This window comes from Flintibacter sp. (genome assembly GCF_046973065.1).
The window spans coordinates 1-18,300 of the sequence record NZ_JBKVXZ010000002.1; the positions used below are offsets into that span (position 1 = coordinate 1).

Consider the following 18,300-nt stretch of genomic DNA (forward strand, 5'->3'; position numbering starts at 1 on the left):
GCACGCGGCTGTTAACCGCGGTGTCGTTGGTTCGAGTCCAACTGGGGGAGCCAAGTATTGCCGCCACTCGGCGTGGCGGCAATACTTCTCTTGAAGGAAATGCCGATACGGGCCTTTAGCTCAGTTGGTTAGAGCAGCTGGCTCATAACCGGCCGGTCCCGGGTTCGAATCCCTGAAGGCCCACCAGAATGGTTGATCGCCTGACGGGAGTGCCGCAAGCGAGATAGGGGTATAGCTCAGCTGGTAGAGCAGCGGTCTCCAAAACCGCGTGCCGAGGGTTCGAATCCTTCTGCCCCTGCCATTGATTATCCTGAAAACCCCGAGAAATCGGGGTTTTTTGTTATTTTTTTCGAGGGAATGATTTTTGGGAGACCGCGGGTGATGCTCCAATGATGCCCTGAATGTGGTATCTGGTGTCATCTGTTTTTACTGTTTCCGTCTGCTACAGCATCATTTTAGCATCAAAGTTTTGCGCCCCCGGCCGGTTGATTTCCGGTCGGGGGCGCGTTTTTTGGAGGGTGCTTCAGAGATCAAATCCTGCCGTGATCCCTGCCAGACGGGAAGTATCCTTTTTCACATAGTAGAGTTCTGTGATCTCCGAGGTGGAGTGGCCGAGGAGGTCGGCCACCTGCCGGGGAGAGAGGGAGCGGATGGTTCCATCCGGCTGTTTGACTCCATTGACCAGATTGGTGGCGAAGGTGTGGCGGAGGGTATGAAGTCCACGCCGCTCCAGTCCAGCCGCTTCCAGGATGCGGTAATATCGTTTCCGGAAGTTTACCGGCCGGGTATAGCCTCCGTGTTCATCAGAGATGAGTGGGCTGTCCTCTCCGAAGTACCGTTCTGCTCTCAGATCCAGGATGGCGTCCACTGCCGACTGATTGAGGGGCACATCCCGCTTGCTGGAGGTGCTCTTCAGCTTGCCGATCTTCACCTCCCGGCCGCCGATGGATTCGGCGCCTTCCCGCCGGGAAACTTCCTTTACGCCCCGCTGAAGGTGGATGACGCGGTTCTCCAGATCAATGTCACTGTTCAGCAGGCCGAGGGCTTCCCCTGTGCGGAGTCCGGTATTTAGCATCAGTGTATAGGCTGCCGCCTGCTGATAGATGGGTGTCCCGTTTCTCCAGGTTCGGAGAGACTCGGCTTTGAACTTCACGATCTCCTCCGGAGTGAAGATGGTCACAGTTTCGAAGGTTGGCAGATCCTCTTTGCCCTGGCTGGCCATGAAGTTTGACTTCTTGATCATGGGAGCCGCAGCCATCGGATTCTTCTGGATGTACTCCTGCTGGGTTAGGTAGCGGAAGTAGTCGGTGAGGATGTTGTAGACCTTCTTGACCGTGGTGTAGGCGTAGCCCTCGTTCATCCAGTGGTTCAGCAGTGCCTTGATGTCCGCTGAGGTAATGTCGCCCACCACCTTACCGCCGATGATCGGGTAGATCTGATGCTTGGCAGTGCACTCCAGCCGGTCGTAGGTACCACGCTCCACAGAGGGAAATTTGAATACCCGGAGCCATCTGCCCATGCTTTCCTCCAGCTTTGCCTTGGATTCATCTGAGGCTGTGAGCTGGCGGTCGAAGTCGGCAAGGTAGGCGGTGATTTTTTCTTTGACCTCCTGCTTCGTGGTCCCGCAGAAGGACTTTCGCTTTTTGGCACCCTGCTCGTCCGTGTACCAGACCACGCTGTTCCAACGGCCGTCTGTTCGTTTGAAGATGTTTCCGTTTGTCAGTAATTTTCGCTGCATATTCCAGCCCTCCTTTCTCAGCAACACAACATACCACAGAAAAAAGAGAAAGCCAGGGGCTATAGTCACTCTTATCAGAAAAGTAACAATTTGGCCGGAAGCCTTATCTTTGTTTTATGCGGCGCAGCTTTTGAGCTGCCTGGAGGGGAAATCAGGCCCCGGGATATCCCGGGGCCTGATCCTGTTCAGAACAGCTGCTGTCCTTCCTCGGGAGCATCTTTCCGGTGCCCACTTCGGTGCCGCCGCTCCTTTGCCCACGCCTTGCGGTCCATGCGAGCTGGGAGAGTCGTACTGTCCTGCACCGGCATTTGCTGTTCGCTGCCCTCCAGACGGGCCAGGAGGTGGATGATCTGCCCGGTTACAGTAACACCCGCCACATCAGGACACTGACCATTGCTGACACGATGCCCGACGCCAGGAGCGTCAGCAGGATCTTGCCCTGGAAGCGGGCCGAGGCCTCGTCCCAATTCCGGCGGAACTGGGCTTCCAGTTCGGAGAGCTCCCTCATAAACCCGTCGCGCCGCCTCCCATCCTGTTTGTGTTCCTCCTTCATCTCCTGGACCGTCTGGCGCAGGTCCCGGCAGATCCCCTGATGGATGCTGTTGATCTGATTCAGCCAGTCCACCAGATGCTGGCCCGTGGCCAACTCCTTCAGATTTTCCTTGGTTGCCAGTCTCTCCGTATCCGCCCGGATGGTCTCCTGCAAGGTCAAGGTCCTCCGCAGGACTTCCTCCAGCCGCTCCACCGTCGTCATCGGCATAGTGTAGAGGACATTGGGCTGCTGATCCGTCAGTGTAGGCAGCGTCCGCTGTTTCAGCCTGTCCAAGGTCGTGTTGCGCTGTGCGTTGTCGGATTCGAAACTCATCTTCTATCTTCTCCTTCCTGAATTTTTCCTCGTGGAGCTTATCGTCCCGGCACCGCATTCCCAAGGGGGTGATGTAGGTAATACGTTTTCGGCCTTCCTCCCACCGGGCATCGTAGCCCCGGCGCCGCAGCTCGTCCAGGAATTCCTCCCGGCTACCGGCGCGCTCCATGGCCGCCTCGATCACCGCGATCAGCTGAAACTTCCAGCTCTGTCCCCGCATGGCGCTGCGGTACTCCCCCGGCCGGAGGCCCTTGACCTGTTTCTTTTGGCGATACGGCTTAAGGATGGTCAGCCCGTGCTCCCGGCAGATCTGGTCGCTGACCAGCCGCATCCGCTCTAAGGTCCGGGGCGTGAAGTGGAGCTTTTTTCCGGTGTCCGGCTTCACGGAGTTCACTACCAGGTGGGAGTGGAGGTGGGCCCGGTCGATGTGGGTAGCCACCAGCACTTCGCAACCGGGGAAGAACCGCTCCGCCAGCTCCTGGGCGATCTGGTGGGCCTCCGCCGGTGTGACGTGCTCCTGGGGTGAGAAGGACTGGGTGTAGTGGTAGAACCAGGTGCCGCTGGCCTTGCCGTACAGGTTCTTTGTAGCCAGGAAGCTCTGATAGGCCAGATCCGCCGCACAGTTGACACCGGTGAGGTAGCGGGTGCCATCTGTGTCCATGGTTTTCTGCTCCTGGGCCACGTACCGCAGGACGCCGCCCATGGCGCCGGCGGTCTGCTTCTTCTCACGGATGAAGCTGCACGTCGCCATGGGATACCACCCGCCCTTCCACTGTCAGCAGCCGGTTCACCGCCTCGTAGACCCTGCCCAGCGCGGCCGTGGCCTCACTCAGGTCCGCGGACTGGATGTGCCCTTGATGAGCCAGGACGGTCAGCTGGTTCAGATTCCGCCCCCAAGCCCGCAGTTCGCCCAGGAGCGGCTTCAGGTCCTCCACCACAAGGATAGGCGTTTCCAGGGCGGCGCGGAGCAGATATTCCTGCTGGCACAGGCCCGACTGCCGGACTTTGGCCTCGATCTTCCGCCGCTCCGCCGGTGTCACCCGAAAGGCGATGACTCGGTTTCTTGTTCTGGTCTCCATGTCTCTGCCTCCTTTCGCACATAAAAATTCTGGTATGGTGCTGCCGAGAAGCACACCATACCAGAACATTTCCTGGAAAGCCAGGGGTTATGGGAAGAGTTATCAGAACATTCATAACTGCCGGAGGGTATCGGGGAGAGGGGGATTTGGACGTTTCCGCAAAGGTCGCTCACAGCGGCGAAGGAGAGGCGGCAGGGGCACGGATGCCACCCTGGCCCCATTTGTCCGACGCAGCGGTTCACAGGGCCAAACAGGGGCGGAATTGTTGGAGTGGTCAATGGCAGAGAAAAATGGCTCTTCTTTGTCAACGGCATATCAAAATCCAGCAGGCCGCAGAGAGTCCATGGCCGTGCCCTTTTTTCTTTCTGCCCTTCGGTCCTTGGGCCGCAAAAAGTGGGTGTGGGCGCCAGCCCGCAAAACGCGTTTGGCTGCCGACGGCAAGCCAAACGCTCTGCTTGCTCCACCCGTGGGTGGGTGAAATCAACTTCGCCGGTCAAGCGGGTAACGGCGTCACAGGCGCACTCCGCACTGCAAGGGGCAGTACTTTGGGGTTATCCTGCATTTCCCGCATCTTCCGTAGAGCCATCTTCCATAAAGACGCGAACAACGGCCCAAATCCGGCCTATACTTGCTGGGAGGGGCAGGGACGCCCCCCCTCCCAGCATCGGGCCACACAGCGGCCCACAGGGGCAAACGGGAGCGAAATCGCCAGGGACGCCATGATAGAGAAAAAAAGAATCCTTCTTTGTCACAGCATCTCAAAACCCGGCAGGCCGCAAGGCCCGTGCCGGATCTCCCCTTGGAACTGCGGCCAGCGTATAATATGGTGGCTTACCTGTATCTGCTTACTCATAAACCAACTCTGCTGTGGTATGACAATAAACAGCATATTTCGATTTTGGGTGTTACTGCCAGAAGGCACCGGGCATGTGCCCGGCGCCTTCTGGCGCTTATAGGAGAGTAAGAAAGGTGTTGTTTACATCTCTGCGAGCTTGAGGAGCTCCTCCCAGTTGCGGTCCACTTCCTTCTGGACCTCTTCGATCATCCACTCGTTGCCGGGCTTGAACATGTGGGCGAAGCGGCCCTGCATCTTCAGGTACTCCTCTACCGGCAGCTTGTTCTTGGGCTTGTAGTTCAGGATGTACTTGCCCTCGACCACCTCGTACAGCGGCCACACGCAGGTCTCCACCGCCATCTTGGTGACCTCCATCAGCTTCTCGCTGGGATACCGCCAGCCGCGGGGGCAGGGCGCCATCACGTTCAGGAACGCCGCGCCGGGGGTGTAGATGGCCTTGTGGGCCTTCTCCGTGATGTCCTTGAAGTTTCCGATGAACGTGGTCTGGGCCACATAGGGGATGCCGTGGGCCACCATGATCTTCGTCAGGTTCTTCTTCTGCTGCATCTTGCCGGGGATCACCTTGCCCTGAGGGGTCGTGGTGGTGTCGGCGAAGTGGGGGGTGGAGGAGGAACGCTGGATGCCGGTGTTCATGTACGCCTCATTGTCGTAGCACACATACACCATGTCGTGGCCGCGCTCCATGGCGCCGGACAGGCTCTGGAAGCCGATGTCGTACGTGCCGCCGTCGCCGCCGAAGGCGATGAACTTGTACGTGTCATCGATCTTGCCCCGCTTCTTCATGGCCCGGTACGCCGTCTCCACGCCGGAGATGGTGGCCGCCGCGTTTTCGAAGGCGTTGTGGATGAAGCTGTCCTTCCACGCCGTGTAGGGATACATGAAGGTGGAGACCTCCAGGCAGCTGGTGGCGGAGCACACCACCGCCTTGTCCTCCGGGTCCAGGGCACGCAGCACCGTCCGCACCGCGATGGGAGAGCCGCAGCCCGCGCACATTCTGTGGCCGCCGGACAGGCGGTCCTCTTTCATCAGATTTTCTTTCAGACTATATGCCATGACTGTTTTCCCTCCTTATTCCCGGACGTCCAGGTAGCGATAGGTCTCGCCCACCTCGCCGGTGGCCGCGATCTTCTCCAGCTCCGCGAACACGTGCTGGATGCTCTCCACCCGCACGTCGCGGCCGCCCAGGCCGTAGATGTAGTTGATGCCCTTGGGGCCGCTGATGCCGGCGGCATACAGGCTGGCCGTCACCTCCGCGAACATGGGGCCGCAGTGGGCGTTGAAGCTGTCGTCCTTGTCCATCACGGCGAAGGCCTTCACGTTCTTCAGGGCCTCGCAGATGTCCTCGCTGGGGAAGGGACGGAAGGAGCGGACCTTGATCTGGCCCACCTTCTTGCCCTGGGCCCGCAGCTCGTTGATGGCCTCCTTGGCGGTGCCGGCGGAGGAGCCGATGATGACGATGGCCTCCTCGGCGTCGTCCATCATATAGGTCTCGATCAGGCCGTAGGTCCGGCCGGTCATCTCGCCGAACTCCTTGCCCACCTTGCGGATGACGTCCTTGGCGTCCAGCATGGCCTGGGCCTGCTGACGCTTGGCCTCCATGTAGTAGACGGGGGTGGCGTAGGCGCCCACGGCCATCTTCTCGTCCTTATTCAGCAGGTAATGCTGGGGCTTGTACTCGCCCACGAACTCCTTGACCTTCTCCGTCTCCACCAGCTCGATGTTCTCGATGGCGTGGGAGGTGATGAAGCCGTCCTGGCACACCATGATGGGCAGGCTCACCGCCTCCGCGATCCGCATGGCCTGCAGGTAGTTGTCGTAGGCCTCCTGGTTGGTCTCTGCGAACAGCATCAGCCAGCCGGCGTCCCGCACGCCCATGGCGTCGGAGTGGTCGTTGTTGATGTTGATGGGGCCGGACAGCGCGCGGCAGCTCACCGCCAGGGTGATGGGCAGCCGGTCACTGGCCGCCACGTACAGCATCTCCGTCATGTAGCACAGGCCGCAGGAGGAGGTGGCGGAAATGGCACGGCAGCCGGCGGCCTCCGCGCCGATGCAGGTGGACATGGCGCTGTGCTCGCTCTCCACCGCGATGAACAGCGTGTCCACTTCCCCGTTGTCCACGTATGTAGAGAAGTACTGGGGGATCTCCGTGGACGGCGTGATGGGATACGCGCCCATCACATCCGGGTTGATCTGCTTCATGGCATAGGCCACTGCCTCATTGCCGGAAAGTCTTTCTCTGATTCCCATTGTTCCTTCCCCTCCTTATTTCTCGTCCTTGACCATGGTGATGGCCCCGAAGGGGCAGGTGTTGGCGCAGATGCCGCAGCCCTTGCAGAAGAAGTAGTCGAAGTCCTCCCGCTTGCCCTCCTGGTTCACCGGGATGGACATATCCGGGCACACCGGCGCGCACAGCAGGCACTGTTTGCACTTGTCCCAGTCGATCACGGGCTTCATGGTCCGCCAGTCGCCGGTCTCCACCACGCTGGACGTGCCGCCCTCATAAATGTTGCAGCCCGGGGTGATGTCCTTCCAGGTCACGTCCGGGGTCATATCCTTCGCCAGATGACTCATCCTACCTGCACCTCCTCCAGAGATCTCTTCAGCGCCCGCATGTTGCCCTCGATGACCTGGGGCTTGCTGGCGAACTTGTGCTTGAAGGAACCCTCCATGTCCTTGATGAACTCCTCTTCCCCGATGACGCCGGACACCCTCACGATGGCGGCCAGCATGGGGGTGTTGGGGAAGTTCTTGCCCAGCTCCTCCTCGCTGATCTTACCGGCGTCGATGGTGCAGACCCGGCCCTCATAACCCTTCAGCAGGGGCCGCAGCTCCGCGGGGGACTTGCTGGAGTTGATGACGATGGTGCCTTCCTTCTTCAATCCGGCGGTCACGTCCACGGCGGACAGCAGGGTCTCATCCACGACCACCACATAGTCCGGGAAGTAGATGTTGGAATGGACGGTGCTCCGCTCGGAGCTGATCCGGTTGTAGGCGGTGATGGGCGCGCCCATGCGCTCCGGACCGTACTCCGGGAACCCCTGGACGTACTTGCCCGTGTTGAACGCCGCGTCCGCCAGCAGCAGCGACGCCGTCTTTGCCCCCTGGCCGCCGCGCCCGTGCCATCGGATCTCTACAATGTCTTTCATGAGTTTCTTCCCCTCTTTATATAAAATTTGAGATGTTACAGTTCCACGATGGCCTTGATTTGCCGCTTACAATCGCCTGAGAGTAAGGCCCGATGGCTGCAGGAGCTTTTTTGGAATTTGTCTTCATATGAAATTCAGCTCCTTTATACGATATGTAATATGGCAACCGGTCCGCGTCCGAAAACGCGGACCGGTTCCTCGGAATGTCAACTGGACAGATCAGTCAAAAACCTTTAGAGCATTTTCAAAGTCTGCAATCAAGTCATCTGCATCTTCAATTCCAACAGATACCCGGATCATTCCTGGCGTGATACCCATTTTTCTGCGGGTCGCGTCTGGCACACCCATATGAGAGGAGGTCACCGGGTGGCTTAAGGTAGTATGCAGGCCACCCAGCGTCGGGGCATACCGCGGGAACCGCAGTGCCAACATGAACTGATCGATTTTGTCCATGTCTTCTGGCACAATAAAGCTCAGCATGGCGCAGTAGCCGTTTTTGCCGAACATCTGGTCCGCCAATTCCTTCTGGGGATAATCAGGCAGACTGGGATGATTGACGCGGGAGACGTGTTTGTGGGCCGCCAGCACTTTCGCCAGCTTTTCTGCAGTGTGCATGGCCTGCGGCATACGGACGGACGCTGTATTGACGCCCCGCTGGATCAGCCAGGAACTAAAGGGGTCCCCCGGCGTGCCCAGCAGCATGGCCATGGGCTGGATCTTGTCGCACAGGGCGGATGTGGTCGTGATGGACCCTCCGATGGCATCGCTGTGGCCGTTTAGGAACTTCGTCAGACTGTTGATGACGATGTCGGCTCCGAATGTGATGGGCCGGATGGCGATGGGCGTTGTGAAGGTGTTGTCCACCATCAGCAGTGCTCCGTTCTGATGAGCCAGATCCGCTACTGCTCTCAGGTCCACCAGTGTCAGGGTGGGGTTGGAGAGTACCTCGGTATAGATGAGCTTGGTTTCCGGTCGAATGGCTTTCGCTATGTCCTTGTTGTTTTGGAAGTTCACAAAGCTGACCTCAACGCCGCACTTGCTCAACACCTTTGTCATGACCTCAAAGGTCTCGCCGTAAATATTGGAGTTACAGATCACATGGTCGCCGTGCTCCAGAAGGGTCATCAGGGTGCTGGTGATGGCACCCATGCCGGAGGAGAAGATCAGGGACTCCTCGCCGCCTTCCAGGCAGGAGATCACCTCGCCCAAGGCTGTGCGGTTGGGATTTCGGGTGCGCACATAGGTGTAGCCCTTGGTAGCATAGGTTTCCTGGACTTCCTTGAATCCGCGCATGGTGAAGGCAGTGGTCATAAAGCAGGGGATTGTCTCCGGCTTGAGGTCCATGCCGCAGACTTTTTCGCCGCGGTACAGCGCCTCCGTCGTATAAGAATAGTCAGGCATACTCTGGAAAACTCCTTTCTCAACTGTTCAAAAACGTCAGGGCAAAGCCGGTGAAATACTCCGCCGCCTGTTTCATGCAGTCCTCGTCAAGATCAAACCGTGGGTTGTGGTGGGGATAGAGCGGGATCTTTTCCGGGTTTCCGGCACCGATCTGCGCGTAGAGGATCGGCGCCTTCTGCGCGTAATAGGCGAAGTCGTCACATCCCGCATTGCGCTCCGTGCGGATCAGCGCATCCGCGCCGAACAGTTCCGCTGCCACAGCCTCCGACATCCGGGACAGCTCTGCGTCATTCACCACAGCCGGCAGGCCCGGTACGATCTCCACCTCCGCCTGGGCCCGATACGCTGCGGCGGTATTCTCCGCGATCCGTCGGATCGACGTCTCCAACTGGCCGATCAGATCGTTGTTGAAGTACCGGAGCGTTCCGGTCATGTACGCCTCTTCCGCGATGATGTTCTTCCCTGTCCCCGCTTCCAGTGTGCCAATGGTGACCACTGCGGGATCATTGAAATTCAACTCCCGGCTAACCAGCGGTTGCAGATTCATGATGATGGCCGCTGCCGCCACAATGGCATCCACAGCCTGATACGGCATACCGCCGTGGCCGCCTTTTCCCTTGACTCGGATGTTCACGCTGGCGGACGCCGCCATTTTCCCTCCGGCCTCCACGCAGATCTTTCCGACCGGCAGATTGGTGAGAATATGTGTGCCGATGATGGCGCCGCAGTCATCCAGATCCCCGCCGGCCATCATGGCCAGCGCGCCGCTGGGGAAGTACTCCTCCGCAGGCTGGAAGATCAGCTTGACCGTTCCGCGGAACTGGCTGCGGAGCTCCCAGAGTATCTTCGCCGTGGCCAGCAGCTCCGCCGCGTGGGCGTCATGGCCGCAGGCGTGCATGACGCCGTCATTCTGAGAGCGGTAGGGCACGTCGTTCCGTTCCTGAATGGGGAGGGCGTCGATATCTGCCCGGATTCCCAAGACCTTTCCCGGCTGTTTTCCCCGGATCACCGCGATCACGCCGGTCTCCGCCGGCCTGATATAGGGGATGCCCAGCTGCTCCAGCTGATCGATGATGTATTGGGTGGTCTCATGCTCCTGGTTGCTCAGTTCCGGATGCGCGTGGAATCTTCTGCGGGTCTGAACCGCGAAATCGAAGTTTTCCTCGGCCAGCCGCTTGATCTCCTGACAATTCATGGCTGCTCCTTTCCTGCCTCAGAACGGGCCGTAGCCCACCTGGGCACAGATGACGACAATGATGATGGATACCACGAAAATCACAAGGGTCAGGGGCAGATACCACTTGAACCACTTGCTGTAGGGCACGTTGCCCATAGCCAACGCTGCCATGGCAGCCGTCGGCCAGAACAGATTTGTGGGGCCATCGCCCAGCTGGTAAGCCAGGACAGCCGTCTGCCGGGTGATGTCCGCCATATCCGCCATGGGAACCAGCAGGGGCATCACAATTGCCGCCTTGCCGCTGCCGGAGGGGACCAGGAAATTGAAGAAAAAGGTGAACACGTAGATCACCGCGGCGGCCACGCTGGAGCTGGTCTTGTTAATCAGCAGAGAGGCGTAATACAGTACGGTGTCGATGACGTTGCCCTCTGTGAGGATCAGGATGATTGCCCGGGCAAAGCCCACCATCAGAGCCCCCATCAGGACCCCCTTGGCGCCGTCGGTAAAGCCCTGTGCCATCTCGTTGGGCTTCTTGCCGTCCACGGCAGCCACAACGATGGACATTCCCAGTAGATAACCGCCGATGGTGCTGCCCTCCCACCAGCCGAGGCCTACAATGCCGAAGATCAGGCCGCAGAAGCCCAGCAGCAGGACGGCCATGGTGAGCTTCTTGCGGGCCGTGAATCCGGCTGCGCTGTACTTACTCTCGATGCTCTCTTCCTCCGCAACCGCCACATTGTACATCAGACTGCGGGTGGGATCCTTTTTGATCCTGGCTCCGTACCAGAGGACATAGCCGATGGCAAGGGCCATCAGTACCACGTAGACGAGAAGCCGAACGCCGATACCGGAGAATAGAGGCAGCTCGGCGATCTGCTGGGCAATGCCGGTGGTGTACATATTCATGGGACCGGCGGTGAAGCCCATCATATTGGCCAGCATGACCATGGCAAAGCCCACGATCGCGTCATAGCCCATGGCCTTTGCCAGCATGATACACAGCGGGATGAATGCATAGCAGCTCTCCGACACACCCAGCATCGAGCCCATCAGAGAGAACAGAATCATGATGACCGGGATGATCAGCGCCGAAAAACGCCTCATTTTTTCAATGGAGCTTGCGATGCCGTATTCAATGACCCGGGTGGTGTTGATGATGCCGAACGCACCGCCGTACACCAGCACCATGGATACGATGCTGGCGGCGTCGATCAGCCCGTCCGGGATGGCCTGCAGCATTCCGAAAATGCTGACAGGCGTCTGCTCGATCTGCTGGTAGGAGCCGTCCTCCACCAGCGTGGTGCCGGTCGCCTCGTCCACATACCGGTTATAGGTTCCTGCCGGCAGGACATACGTCAGAACTGTGGCACAGACGATCATAATCAGGATCAGGACAAATACATGCGGGGCCCGTATCTGCTTTTTCTCCTTCATGGCGTTCTCTCCTTTTTCGCATATAGGATCGTGAGTTTGGCCAACTCCTTATATGAAACTTTAACATTACAGAGCAGTTCAGAGTCAATCCCGAAATCGAGAACATTTCCACAAAATCCACCGGCTGATTTTGTGATCATTCTCCTGTAAACGGACGCAAACCTTATAGCCCGCTATAGAGTCTCTCACTGGACTTTTATTGTGCTTGCTCCTATAATGAAATCCGTGGATCAGATCTGCAGCACTCTGAAGTTCGAGGGGAGCGTGTGGCATGAAAGACAGGAAAAATCAGTATTCCATCGGGGAAGTGGCCGCTCTTTTGAATATCTCGCCGCAGACACTGCGGTTCTATGATAAAAGCGGTGTGGTCGTGCCGGATTTCATCGACCAGAAGACAGGCTATCGATATTACAGCTACGATCAGATCAGCTATATCAGCCGGGTGAGATACCTCCAGCAGTTTGGATTCAGTCTGGAGGAGATCCGAAATGCACTGGCGTCCAATGACATCCGACAATTCCGCTCTTTTCTGCAGCGGCGTCGCGAGGACCTGCGGGCCAAGGCGGAGCACCTGACCGGCCTGCTGGAGGATCTGGACTGGTACATCGGGTATTACAGCTATCTGGAAAGCCACAACTTCAACGGCTTTCCCTACTATCAGCAGGAACCGGAGCGGTATCTCCTGGCCGAGCCCCTCCATCCGGACGAAGATATTTATGGAACCGCAGGAAAACGCCTGACAAAGTTGCAGCAGAGTCCCCTGTTCTCTCAGGCCCACTTTTTGCGGGCGCATGGATACATTCTGGATTTTTCTGCATTACTGTCCGGCAGAATTGTACCGACGCATTTCTTTGTCTATCTCCGGCAGCAGCTGCCGCAAAGCCATCCGAATCTGATGACCATTCCGGCTGCCCCGTTTCTCTGTGTACAGTCCAGAATTTTGGCCGAACCATTTGACGGAAGTTCCCTTCGCCGCTATTTTAAGGAGCCGCAGAAGCACCGCCTTGTTCTTGCCAACGAATATGAGGACAACTTCACTGCTTTTCAGGATTGCATCTATGAAATTCAAATCCAGGTCTAATTGCATCTGATATGAAAATGGAGTCTATTCCGTTCGCTTTCTGTGACACGATTTGCCTGTGGGAGGAGCCCCTGCTCCAATTACCTGGAACTTCTGCACATCAAGATTGATTATATATGATTTTCTATCCGTCAGCGCCCTATTGTGCCCGCAGAGATTGACCAAAATCCGCTCCTTTTCTCCATAAACAGATCCTGGCACAGATTTTCTATGCCAAAAGGCTTTCCAAGGTAAACGTCAAATAGAGAGATTCAAAAAATGCTCATAAAACAAAAAAAGAGGATTGACAAAAGCTTCAGTATAGAGTATAATCCCTATTGTTCTGTGCGGCGGGTGCGTTGTTCCGAAGGGCGAGAGCATCAATTAAGCATCAGAACTGTGAAGAACGAACCGCTATGGATTGGTAAGTGTTTGGGACGGTAGGGGAACGTTGTATAGGAAGTTGTTCTCCACAGCCACTCCAAAACCGCGTGCCGAGGGTTCGAATCCTTCTGCCCCTGCCATTGATTATCCTGAAAACCCCGAGAAATCGGGGTTTTTTGTTATTTTTTTCGAGGGAATGATTTTTGGGAGACCGCGGGTGATGCTCCAATGATGCCCTGAATGTGGTATCTGGTGTCATCTGTTTTTACTGTTTCCGTCTGCTACAGCATCATTTTAGCATCAAAGTTTTGCGCCCCTGACCAGTTATCTGCTGGCCAGGGGAGTTCTTTTTTACGTGCCTCAGGGATCGAATCCTGCCGTGATTCCTGCCAGGCGGGAGGTATCCTTTTTCACGTAGTAGAGTTCTGTGATCTCCGAGGTGGAGTGGCCGAGGAGGTCGGCCACCTGTCGGGGAGAGAGGGAGCGGATCGTTCCATCCGGCTGTTTGACGCCGTTGACCAGATTGGTGGCGAAGGTGTGGCGGAGGGTATGAAGTCCCCGCTGCTCCAGCCCAGCCGCTTCCAGGATGCGGTAATATCGTTTCCGGAAGTTTACCGGCCGGGTATAGCCTCCGTGTTCATCAGAGATGAGAGGGCTGTCCTCTCCGAAGTACCGCTCCGCGCTTAGAACCAGAATAGCATCCACCGCTGCCTGATTGAGGGGCACATCCCGTTTGCTGGAGGTACTCTTCAGTTTGCCGACTTTCACTTCCCGGCCACGGGTGGATTCGGTGCCTTCCCGCCGGGAAACCTCTTTTACGCCCCGCTGGAGGTGGATGACGCGGTTCTCCAGATCGATGTCGCTGTTCAGCAGTCCGAGGGCTTCGCCTGTGCGGAGTCCGGTGTTCAGCATCAGCGTATAGGCGGCCGCCTGCTGATAGATGGGCGTCCCGTTTCCCCAGGTCCTGACAGCCTCCGCCTTGAACTTTGTGATCTCGTCCGGGGTGAAGATGGTCACAGTTTCGAAGGTTGGCAGATCCTCCTTGCCCTGGCTGGCCATGAAGTTTGACTTCTTGATCATGGGAGCCGCAGCCATTGGATTCTTTGGGATGTACTCCTGCTGGGTGAGGTAGCGGAAGTAGTCGGTGAGGATGTTGTAAACCTTCTTGACCGTGGTATAGGCGTAACCCTCATTCATCCAGTGGTTTAGCAAGGCTTTGATATCTGCCGAGGTGATGTCGCCAACCACTTTGCCACCGAGGATCGGGTAGATTTGATGCTTGGCGGTACACTCCAGCCGGTCGTAGGTGCCCCGTTCCACAGATGGGAATTTGAATACCCGGAGCCATCTGCCCATGCTCTCTTCCAGCTTTGCCTTGGATTCATCTGAGGCTGTGAGCTGGCGGTCGAAGTCGGCAAGGTAGGCGGTGATTTTTTCTTTGACCTCCTGCTTCGTGGTCCCGCAGAAGGACTTTCGCTTTTTGGCACCCTGCTCGTCCGTGTACCAGACCACGCTGTTCCAGCGGCCATCTGTCCGCTTGAAGATATTTCCGTTTGTCAGTAATTTTCGCTGCATAGTCCAGCTCTCCTTTCTCAGCAACACACAATACGGCAACCGCAGGCGAATAGTCACCCTGAATGGCGAATACCCGCATCCAGCTGTGGGGCGGGAAATCAGAAAAAAGGACCTCCGGGCAGTGCCCGGAGGTCCTTTTTTCTGATGGTTACAGCGTCAGAACGCCGGCGGGGAAGGGGTTAGGCCTTGGTAGCAAGATCGCCCTGCACAACCGCAAAATCGTACTCATCCTCCAGATCGGCCGTCGCCAAGGTGATCTTATCGCCTGTGCCGAAGACGGTGGCGCCCTTCAGGGAAACGGTCACGCTGGTATTGTCGCTGTTCCATGCAACAGTATAGTCAGTAGTAGCGAGATTACCAGCGCCACCAGACTTATCTGCGTCATACACATTGAGGGTCGCAGAGCCCACAGTGACAGCCCGGTTGAAGCTCAGGGTAACGGACTTGCCATCCGCAGCCCAGTTGGTTTCATAGCTCAGCTTCGCAACAGGAGCGACCTTCACGGTGGTGGTGTTCAGCGTCACATTGCCCTTGACGGTGAAGTCGGCATTGTCGGTCAGCTGTGCCTTGGACAGGACGAACTCCAGGCCCAGACTGGGGATGGACACCTTATAAGCAGACGCATCCGCAGGATTGCCGCTCAGGGTGGCACTCAGGTTATAGACCTCACCCTCCGTGATGTTGGCAGTGCCAGTGGTCAGAGAGCCGGGAGTGACAGCAATGGTCAGCTTCAAGCTGCTGGCATCTCCAGCACCGGCCACACCAAAGGCGCTCAGGTTGTCGCCGCTGGAAGTGAGGGTATTGGTGTAGTCATACTTCGCCTTCGCAGCGCTCAGGCCGGAGATCTCCACCACAACCTCAGCAGTCTGGGCAACCGTCAGGGAGCCTGCAGTTACGGAAGCATTCGCAGCACTGGTCGTAGCAGCCTTGACAACGGTATCGCCCTGCTTGATGGTGTAGGAGATGTTGTCGGTAGAGGTGGTCTTCAGCTGGAAGCTGATGGAGCCAGAGCCAGCAGTGGTGCTCACAGCAGCAGTGGGCAGAGTGGTGAAGTTTGTAGTATTTTGCGCAATCTCCGTCTTGGTATCCGCATTGACGTAGCGGACGTTCACATGGGTGAAGCTTTCGCTCACAACCTCCAGGGTGATGGCCTCATCGCCGGTCGTGGCAGTGGGCACACTCACATTGGCAACCTTGCTGCCGGAGGCAAAGGTCAGAGTGCCGTTGCCGGCAAACTTGCCGTCAGCAAAGACGTTCACAACCACGGTGGCTGCGGCACTCAGGGGCACGTGAGAGGGCCGCTCATAGGTGCCGAGGATCATGGTGGTGCCGAAGCCGGCCCGGGCGTTGAAGCTCAGGGTGCCAGCCTTGGACACATCGCCGTTGAACTCCTTGTCCTTGGTGAACTGCTGGACAAACAGGTAGGTGATCTGGCCGTCCTCCAGGACGAAGGTGGCAACGTCGGTGTCAGACTTCCGGACGTTCTTGATGTCGCCCTCGGTGATGACGCCGTCATCATCCAGCAGGAAGACCTTCACGCCGGTGTCCACGGTCAGGGTGTACTTGGCAGTGCCGTTGGCGCCGCCCAGGGTGATGGTGTAGTTCTCGTTCAGCTTCTCGGTGCCGGTGACGGTGTCATAGTTCACGTCCGCAGAGAAGGGAGCGGCAGAGTTGACCTGGGTCAGCTCGGTGATCACGCCGTCATCGTACTGGGGAGACACGAAGACCATGTTCTCGTTCACCATGGCGCCGGTGTCGCCGGGAACCAGCAGGGCGTTGGCGGGGTCATACAGCTTATCCAGCGTGGACTGGACCAGGACCTCCTTGATCTCGCCGTCCACCACAGCGTTGTAGCTGTAGTAGTCGTTCTTGGAGATGAAGGTGTGCTTGGACTCGGAGTCCTCTGCCAGGAACACGATGTTCCGGCTGCCGGCAGAGATGTAGTCGGCGTCGGTGGCGTCAATGAAGGCGATGGTCACCATGTTGCCGCTGCGGCAGTACAGGGACACGTCCACATCACCGGTACCGGCCTTTGCGCTGGTATCAGCAGTAATGGTGGGGGCGTTCTTGATGCCGGTGTAGGCGCGGTAGCTGGTGCCGTTCTTCACCACAAACACGGTGGCGCTGTTGGCGAAGTAGGTCGCAGCAGTGCCGTTCACGGTGAGGTTGATCCGGGCGTCGCTGTTGACCATGTCGAAGGAGCTGTCATTCTTGACGTTGAGGGTCTCAACAGCCTTCAGGCGGTAGTCACCGTCCTCCAGGGCCTTGGTCACAACGATCTTGGCGCCGGCATCACCGATCTGCTTCTCGGTGCCGCTGGTGTAAGTGTTGATGACGCCATCCAGGTAGTCCTTGGTGGTGTCCACGGTTTTGGTCTTGCCGTCGTAGGTCACCAGGGCGGCCTTGTCGGTGTTGAACACCACGCTGCCGCTCTGCAGGGCCCGCAGGAAGGCATAGTCAGCGATGTTGTACTCGGTCTCCTCCACATAGATGGCATAGCCATAGTCGTCCAGATAGACCACATACTCGCTGTCCACATCCAGGCGGCCCTCACCGTACTCGGTGCCGTACTTGTTGGAGAACTTATAGGTCTCCTCGCCCAGGCTCACGCTCTTGGTCAGAACCAGCTTGGACAGGGCACCGGTGACGGACTCGGCCTTCACCACGGACTTGATCTCCTCGTCGGCGTTGGAGTAGGTGAAGAGCACGATGTCGTCGCTCTCAAAGCCCTCGGTCTCAAACTCGTCGCTGGGAGAGAACTTGGCGGGCATCCTGCCCTCGTTGGTGGTGTCGCTCAGGGTGATGTAGGCGTCCTTGTTGCCGGACGCGGCCACAACCTTGTTGACCTCAGCCACATAGGTGTTGATGCAGGCGATGGTCACATCGTTGGTGTCCTCGTCCAGATAGGCTTCCACCAGGGTGCCGTTGCCCACGCTGCACTTGTCAGTGCCGGCGAACTTCAGGTCGGCGATCTTGGCGTCATTGCCCTTGGAGACCTTGGCCAGCTCAGAGGCCAGGACGCCGTCCACATAGACCTCGGCCTTCTCGTCCTTATCGGTCATGCCCAGGTCTGCATAGATGGTGCCCAGGGTCACGTTCTCGGTGTAGGAAGCGCCGGCGGTCTTGGGATAGGTGCCGATCTCTACGCCCTTGTTGGCCCAGCGGTTGGAGGGGCGGCCGAAGGAATCCACAACGCTGCGCAGGGTCAGCTTGTCGAAATACTGCTCGGCAAACTGCACAAAGCCGTCGTCGTCGATGTTGCCGTCGTTATTGGTGGCAGTGCCCCAGGCCTTATCCTGGGCCTTGTTGCCGGCGACAGTCACGGTGGCGCCGTTCACGTTGACGGTGGTCTTGGCGTCATACTCCACCATGGTGGCCTTCAGCATGTTGCTGGCGTACAGGGCAGCCTCTTCACGGGTCACGGCCTTGGAGCCCACGAACTCGTCGTTGCCGTCGTCCAGGCCGATACCGGCGGCCTGCTTGATGACGGAGACGGACCAGTTGCCGCCGGTGTAGCCCTCGATGGAGCTGTCATAGCCCAGAGCGCCCAGCAGCATCTTCATGAACGCATTGCCGCTCAGGGTG

The 18,300-nt window shown here is 57.9% G+C and carries 12 protein-coding genes, 2 tRNA genes and 1 pseudogene; 3 read left to right on the top strand and 12 right to left on the bottom strand.

What is annotated here, in order from left to right:
* Window positions 1-109 precede the first annotated feature (109 nt).
* Together ACLTXB_RS00820 and ACLTXB_RS00825 are read left to right on the top strand one after the other, a co-directional pair.
* Window positions 110-186 (top strand) — tRNA-Ile (locus ACLTXB_RS00820).
* A 39-nt stretch (window positions 187-225) separates the two neighbouring features.
* Window positions 226-301: transfer RNA gene (locus ACLTXB_RS00825), tRNA-Trp, on the top strand.
* Window positions 302-523: 222 nt separating this feature from the next.
* On the opposite strand, the gene ACLTXB_RS00830 is transcribed toward ACLTXB_RS00825, so the two are convergent.
* The 10 genes from ACLTXB_RS00830 to ACLTXB_RS00875 all read right to left on the bottom strand — a co-directional run bounded on the left by ACLTXB_RS00830 (window position 524) and on the right by ACLTXB_RS00875 (window position 11,696).
* Window positions 524-1,738 carry a tyrosine-type recombinase/integrase gene (locus ACLTXB_RS00830; RefSeq protein ID WP_428226058.1) on the bottom strand — a complete coding sequence of 405 codons (1,215 nt, stop codon included), beginning with the start codon at window positions 1,736-1,738 and terminating at the stop codon, window positions 524-526.
* Between the two features lie 185 nt (window positions 1,739-1,923).
* On the bottom strand, window positions 1,924-3,354 hold the full coding sequence (locus ACLTXB_RS00835; RefSeq protein ID WP_317336503.1) for a relaxase/mobilization nuclease domain-containing protein: 1,431 nt from the start codon (window positions 3,352-3,354) through the stop codon (window positions 1,924-1,926).
* Complete coding sequence (locus ACLTXB_RS00840; RefSeq protein WP_317336504.1) at window positions 3,329-3,682, bottom strand: plasmid mobilization protein; 354 nt, start codon at window positions 3,680-3,682, stop codon at window positions 3,329-3,331. Before ACLTXB_RS00840 ends, ACLTXB_RS00835 begins: the two co-directional genes overlap by 26 nt.
* A 976-nt stretch (window positions 3,683-4,658) precedes the next feature.
* Complete coding sequence (locus tag ACLTXB_RS00845; RefSeq protein WP_412260877.1) at window positions 4,659-5,591, bottom strand: thiamine pyrophosphate-dependent enzyme; 933 nt, start codon at window positions 5,589-5,591, stop codon at window positions 4,659-4,661.
* Window positions 5,592-5,606: 15 nt separating this feature from the next.
* Window positions 5,607-6,785, bottom strand: a complete 1,179-nt coding sequence (gene porA / locus ACLTXB_RS00850) for a pyruvate ferredoxin oxidoreductase (protein ID WP_412259910.1) — start codon at window positions 6,783-6,785, stop codon at window positions 5,607-5,609.
* Window positions 6,786-6,800: 15 nt separating this feature from the next.
* On the bottom strand, window positions 6,801-7,109 hold the full coding sequence (locus tag ACLTXB_RS00855) for a 4Fe-4S binding protein (protein ID WP_204805866.1): 309 nt from the start codon (window positions 7,107-7,109) through the stop codon (window positions 6,801-6,803).
* Complete coding sequence (locus ACLTXB_RS00860) at window positions 7,106-7,684, bottom strand: 2-oxoacid:acceptor oxidoreductase family protein (protein WP_428226059.1); 579 nt, start codon at window positions 7,682-7,684, stop codon at window positions 7,106-7,108. Before ACLTXB_RS00860 ends, ACLTXB_RS00855 begins: the two co-directional genes overlap by 4 nt.
* A gap of 219 nt (window positions 7,685-7,903) precedes the next feature.
* A complete protein-coding gene (locus tag ACLTXB_RS00865) occupies window positions 7,904-9,085 on the bottom strand; it encodes a trans-sulfuration enzyme family protein (RefSeq protein ID WP_412260875.1) in 1,182 nt (393 codons plus the stop codon).
* A 19-nt stretch (window positions 9,086-9,104) separates the two neighbouring features.
* On the bottom strand, window positions 9,105-10,280 hold the full coding sequence (locus ACLTXB_RS00870) for a M20 metallopeptidase family protein (RefSeq protein ID WP_317336146.1): 1,176 nt from the start codon (window positions 10,278-10,280) through the stop codon (window positions 9,105-9,107).
* Between the two features lie 18 nt (window positions 10,281-10,298).
* Window positions 10,299-11,696 (bottom strand): YfcC family protein, encoded by a 1,398-nt coding sequence (locus tag ACLTXB_RS00875; RefSeq protein WP_317336147.1) that lies wholly within the window; start codon window positions 11,694-11,696, stop codon window positions 10,299-10,301.
* A 271-nt stretch (window positions 11,697-11,967) separates the two neighbouring features.
* Between ACLTXB_RS00875 and ACLTXB_RS00880 the strand changes: the two genes are divergently transcribed.
* Window positions 11,968-12,777, top strand: coding sequence for a MerR family transcriptional regulator (locus tag ACLTXB_RS00880; protein ID WP_204805813.1), 810 nt, complete (start codon window positions 11,968-11,970; stop codon window positions 12,775-12,777).
* 723 nt (window positions 12,778-13,500) lie between these two features.
* Here ACLTXB_RS00880 and ACLTXB_RS00885 read toward each other — a convergent pair.
* Together ACLTXB_RS00885 and ACLTXB_RS00890 are read right to left on the bottom strand one after the other, a co-directional pair.
* Window positions 13,501-14,715 (bottom strand): tyrosine-type recombinase/integrase, encoded by a 1,215-nt coding sequence (locus ACLTXB_RS00885; RefSeq protein ID WP_428226060.1) that lies wholly within the window; start codon window positions 14,713-14,715, stop codon window positions 13,501-13,503.
* A 179-nt stretch (window positions 14,716-14,894) separates the two neighbouring features.
* Window positions 14,895-18,300: pseudogene (locus tag ACLTXB_RS00890) on the bottom strand (hypothetical protein); the annotation flags it as partial.

Excerpts from the sequence above, each read along its gene's own strand:
- ACLTXB_RS00830 (WP_428226058.1), bottom strand. The coding sequence starts at position 1,738 with ATGCAGCGAAAATTACTGACAAACGGAAACATCTTCAAACGAACAGAC.
- ACLTXB_RS00835 (WP_317336503.1), bottom strand. The coding sequence starts at position 3,354 with ATGGCGACGTGCAGCTTCATCCGTGAGAAGAAGCAGACCGCCGGCGCC.
- ACLTXB_RS00840 (WP_317336504.1), bottom strand. The coding sequence starts at position 3,682 with ATGGAGACCAGAACAAGAAACCGAGTCATCGCCTTTCGGGTGACACCG.
- ACLTXB_RS00845 (WP_412260877.1), bottom strand. The coding sequence starts at position 5,591 with ATGGCATATAGTCTGAAAGAAAATCTGATGAAAGAGGACCGCCTGTCC.
- porA (WP_412259910.1), bottom strand. The coding sequence starts at position 6,785 with ATGGGAATCAGAGAAAGACTTTCCGGCAATGAGGCAGTGGCCTATGCC.
- ACLTXB_RS00855 (WP_204805866.1), bottom strand. The coding sequence starts at position 7,109 with ATGAGTCATCTGGCGAAGGATATGACCCCGGACGTGACCTGGAAGGAC.
- ACLTXB_RS00860 (WP_428226059.1), bottom strand. The coding sequence starts at position 7,684 with ATGAAAGACATTGTAGAGATCCGATGGCACGGGCGCGGCGGCCAGGGG.
- ACLTXB_RS00865 (WP_412260875.1), bottom strand. The coding sequence starts at position 9,085 with ATGCCTGACTATTCTTATACGACGGAGGCGCTGTACCGCGGCGAAAAA.
- ACLTXB_RS00870 (WP_317336146.1), bottom strand. The coding sequence starts at position 10,280 with ATGAATTGTCAGGAGATCAAGCGGCTGGCCGAGGAAAACTTCGATTTC.
- ACLTXB_RS00875 (WP_317336147.1), bottom strand. The coding sequence starts at position 11,696 with ATGAAGGAGAAAAAGCAGATACGGGCCCCGCATGTATTTGTCCTGATC.
- ACLTXB_RS00880 (WP_204805813.1), top strand. The coding sequence starts at position 11,968 with ATGAAAGACAGGAAAAATCAGTATTCCATCGGGGAAGTGGCCGCTCTT.
- ACLTXB_RS00885 (WP_428226060.1), bottom strand. The coding sequence starts at position 14,715 with ATGCAGCGAAAATTACTGACAAACGGAAATATCTTCAAGCGGACAGAT.